General features: G+C 71.4%; 3 protein-coding genes and 1 pseudogene. All 4 read left to right on the forward strand.

The genetic code is table 11. From position 1 onward, the window contains the following. Nucleotides 1-1,344: topoisomerase C-terminal repeat-containing protein (locus B4E30_RS15700; RefSeq protein ID WP_286796145.1), on the forward strand; the 1,344-nt coding region annotated here is incomplete at its 5' end. Next, entirely contained in the window at nucleotides 1,341-1,994 is a 654-nt protein-coding gene (tmk, locus tag B4E30_RS15705) for a dTMP kinase (protein ID WP_286796147.1), read from the forward strand. The genes B4E30_RS15700 and tmk, both read left to right, overlap by 4 nt. Before the next feature lie 10 nt (nucleotides 1,995-2,004). Further along, nucleotides 2,005-3,189, forward strand: a complete 1,185-nt coding sequence (locus B4E30_RS15710) for a DNA polymerase III subunit delta' (protein WP_286796149.1) — start codon at nucleotides 2,005-2,007, stop codon at nucleotides 3,187-3,189. Then, nucleotides 3,186-3,662 (forward strand): annotated as a pseudogene (locus B4E30_RS15715) (alpha/beta hydrolase); the annotation flags it as partial. The gene B4E30_RS15710 and the pseudogene B4E30_RS15715, both read left to right, overlap by 4 nt.

The following is a 3,662-nucleotide window of genomic DNA, read 5'->3' on the forward strand; positions in this document are numbered from 1 at the left end:
GAAGAGGGCAGCGACGAGAAGCACGGCGACGCCGACAAGGCGGCCGACCAGTCGCTGCCGCAGCTCGCTGTCGGAGACGTGCTGCGCCTGACCGAGGTCGAGCCGAAGGGCCACGCCACCTCTCCCAAGCCCCGCTACACCGAGGCGAGCCTCGTCAAGGCGCTCGAGGAGAAGGGGATCGGGCGTCCCTCGACGTTCGCGAGCATCATCGACGTCATCCTCAACCGCGGGTACGTCTCCAAGCGCGGTCAGGCGCTCATCCCGAGCTGGCTCGCCTTCAGCGTCGTGCGGCTGCTCGAGCAGCACTTCGCCGATCTCGTCGACTACGACTTCACCGCGGCGCTCGAGGACGACCTCGATGCGATCGCCCGCGGCGAGCAGAAGCGCGTCGACTGGCTCCACGAGTTCTACTGGGGATCCGACGCGCACGTCGGGCTGCGCAACATCGTCGACAACCTGGGCGAGATCGACGCCCGCGCGCTCAACTCCACGCCCATCGGCGACGTGGCGACCCTGCGCTTCGGCAAGTACGGGCCGTATCTGGAGGTGCCGAACGCGGAGGACCCGGAGGGCGAGCCGCGACGGGTCAACATCCCCGAAGACCTGGCCCCGGATGAGCTCACCGTCGACAAGGCGACCGAGCTGATCGAGGCGCCCGTGGCCGGCGACCGCGTGCTGGGCGTGAACCCCGACACCGGCAAGCAGATCGTCGTGAAGGACGGGCGCTACGGCCCATACGTGCAGGAGCTCGAGCCGGAGCCCGAGGAGCCGGCGGCTCCCGCCGAGGCCGAGGCCCCGAAGAAGCGCGCGACCAAGAAGAAGGACGCCCCCAAGCCGCGCACCGCGTCGCTGTTCAAGTCGATGTCGGTCGACACCGTCGATCTGGAGACCGCGCTGCGGCTGCTGTCGCTCCCGCGCACCGTGGGCGAGGACCCGGAAAGCGGCGAGCCCATCACCGCGCAGAACGGGCGGTACGGTCCGTACCTGAAGAAGGGCACCGACTCGCGCACGCTGGAGAGTGAGCAGCAGCTGTTCGACGTCACCCTCGAGCAGGCGCTCGAGATCTACAAGCAGCCGAAGTACGGCGCGCGCCGCGCAGCCAGTGCACTGAAGGAGTTCGAGGCCGACCCGACCTCGGGCAAGCCGATCAAGCTGCGCGACGGGCGCTTCGGGCCGTACGTCACCGACGGTGAGACGAACGCGACGATCCCCCGCGGCGAGGATGTCGAGGCGGTCACCTTCGAGCGTGCCGTGCAGCTCCTCGCGGACAAGCGCGCCAAGGGTCCGGCCCCCAAGCGCAAGCGGGCCACGACGACGCGCAAGACGACCTCGAAGAAGTCGTGACCCGCGGACTCTTCGTCACCCTCGAGGGCGGCGACGGCGCCGGCAAGACGACGCAGGCCCAGCTGCTCGCGGAATGGCTCTCCGACCGGGGGGCGAGCGTCGTCCGCACACGCGAACCCGGCGGCACCGAGGTGGGCGCCCTCATCCGCGACATCGTGCTGCACCATCGGGGCGAGGTCGCCCCTCGCGCCGAAGCGCTCCTCTACGCCGCCGACCGTGCGCACCACATCGCCACGCTCGTGCGGCCCGCGCTCGAGCGAGGCGATGTGGTCATCCAGGATCGCTACCTCGACTCGTCGGTCGCCTACCAGGGTGCCGGGCGCGTGCTCGGACGCGACGAGGTGCGCGAGCTTTCCCTGTGGGCGGCCGAGGGGCTCCTGCCCGACCTGACGGTGCTCCTCGACCTCGATCCCGACCTCGCACGCAGCCGGCTGGATGCGGACGACAAGCCCTTCGATCGCCTCGAGGCCGAGAAGGAGGTCTTTCACGCCGCGGTGCGCGCCGAGTTCCTCGCGCTGGCCACCGCCGAGCCCGACCGCTTCCTCGTCATGGACGCCACGCGCCCCGCCGCGGAGATCGCCGGTGCGGTGCGCGACCGGGTGGCGGGCCTCCTCGAGGCGCGTTCCGGCGACGTCGGCGCGGCGGATTAGGCTGACGACCATGGATGCGACGGCCGACCCGGTGTCTCCCGTCGACGTCGCCGATCCCGCACCGCTTCCGTGGGACGCCGTGTGGGGCCAGCCCGACGCCGTCGAGATCCTGCGGGCCGCGGCGGCGGATCCCACGGCGATGACGCACGCGTGGCTCATCACCGGACCTCCCGGCTCCGGGCGCTCGACCCTCGCCTACGCGTTCGCGGCGGCGCTGATCGCGGAGCCCGGCGACGAGACGGTGATGCGGCAGGTGCTCGCTCGCACGCACCCCGATCTGACGGCGCTGCGCACCGAGCAGGTCATCATCCGCATCGACGAGGCGCGCAAGCTCGTCGAACGCGCCTTCTACGCGCCTTCGCTCGGTCGGCATCGCGTGATCGTCGTGGAAGATGCGGATCGCATGGCCGAGCGCACCTCCAACGTGCTGTTGAAGGCTCTCGAGGAACCGCCCGACCACACGGTGTGGGTGCTCTGCGCGCCGAGCGACGCCGACCTGCTCCCGACCATCCGCTCGCGCGTGCGCACCCTGCGGCTCCGCGACCCGGAGGTCGACGACGTCGCCCGCCTGATCGTGCAGCGCACCGGCGCCGACCCGGGTGTCGCCGAGCAGTCCGCCCGGCACGCCCAGCGGCACATCGGCATGGCGCAGCGTCTGGCGACCGACGTGGCCGCGCGTGCACGCCGCGAGGAGACTCTTCGCGGCGTGCTCGGCGTTCGCGGGGTCGGCGACGCGGTCGAGGTCGCGGCGCGCATCGTGCAGGCGGCCACCGACGACGCGAAGGCGCTCACCGCGGAACGCGACGAGGCCGAGCGTGCCGACCTGCGGCGCACGCTCGGGGTCGCCGACGGTGCCGCCCTGCCGCCCGCCGTGCGCTCCCAGGTGTCCGCGCTCGAAGACGAGCAGAAGCGTCGCGCGACCCGGAGTCTGCGCGACGGCATCGACCGGGTGCTCACCGATCTGCAGTCGATGTACCGCGATGTCGTGATGCTGGCCTTCGGGCGCGAGGCGGACATGATCAACCGCGAGCTGGAGTCGGAACTGCGCGCGCTCGCTCAGGCCTGGGGTCCGCAGCGCGCTTTGGTGGTGCTGGATCGCATCGCCGAGACGCGGCGCAACCTCGAACAGAACGTCAACCCCACCCTGGCCCTCGAGAGCTTGCTGGTCACCGTCGCCAGCGGGAGGACACCGTGAAGACCACCCTCATGCGTCGCGTCGGCGCCGTCGTCGGCGGGATCGCCGTCGCGAGCCTCACGCTCACCGGATGCCTGTACGCGATGATCCCCGAGGAAGGCGGCGTGGCCGCCCCCACCACGAGCGCGGCTCCCGACACCGACGGCGTGGCGGCCGAGCTGCTGCCGTTCTACGAGCAGACGCTCGACTGGGCCGCGTGCGGCTCGGAGTTCGACTGCACGACCGTCGCCGTGCCGCTGGACTGGGACGACCCGAGCGTGGGCGAGATCGAGCTGTCCGTCATCCGTCACCGGGCGACCTCGGGTGACCCGATCGGGTCGCTGCTGACCAATCCCGGCGGGCCGGGATCGAGCGGCGTCTCGCTGATCCGCGACTCGCTGACCTTCGCCGTGGGCGAAGAGGTGGTGGATGCCTACGACGTCGTCGGATTCGACCCGCGCGGCGTCGGAGCGTCCACGGCGGTGACCTGCTTC

Origin of the sequence: Microbacterium sp. UBA3394, assembly GCF_002358725.1 — a bacterium.
Lineage (GTDB): Bacteria > Actinomycetota > Actinomycetes > Actinomycetales > Microbacteriaceae > Microbacterium > Microbacterium luteum.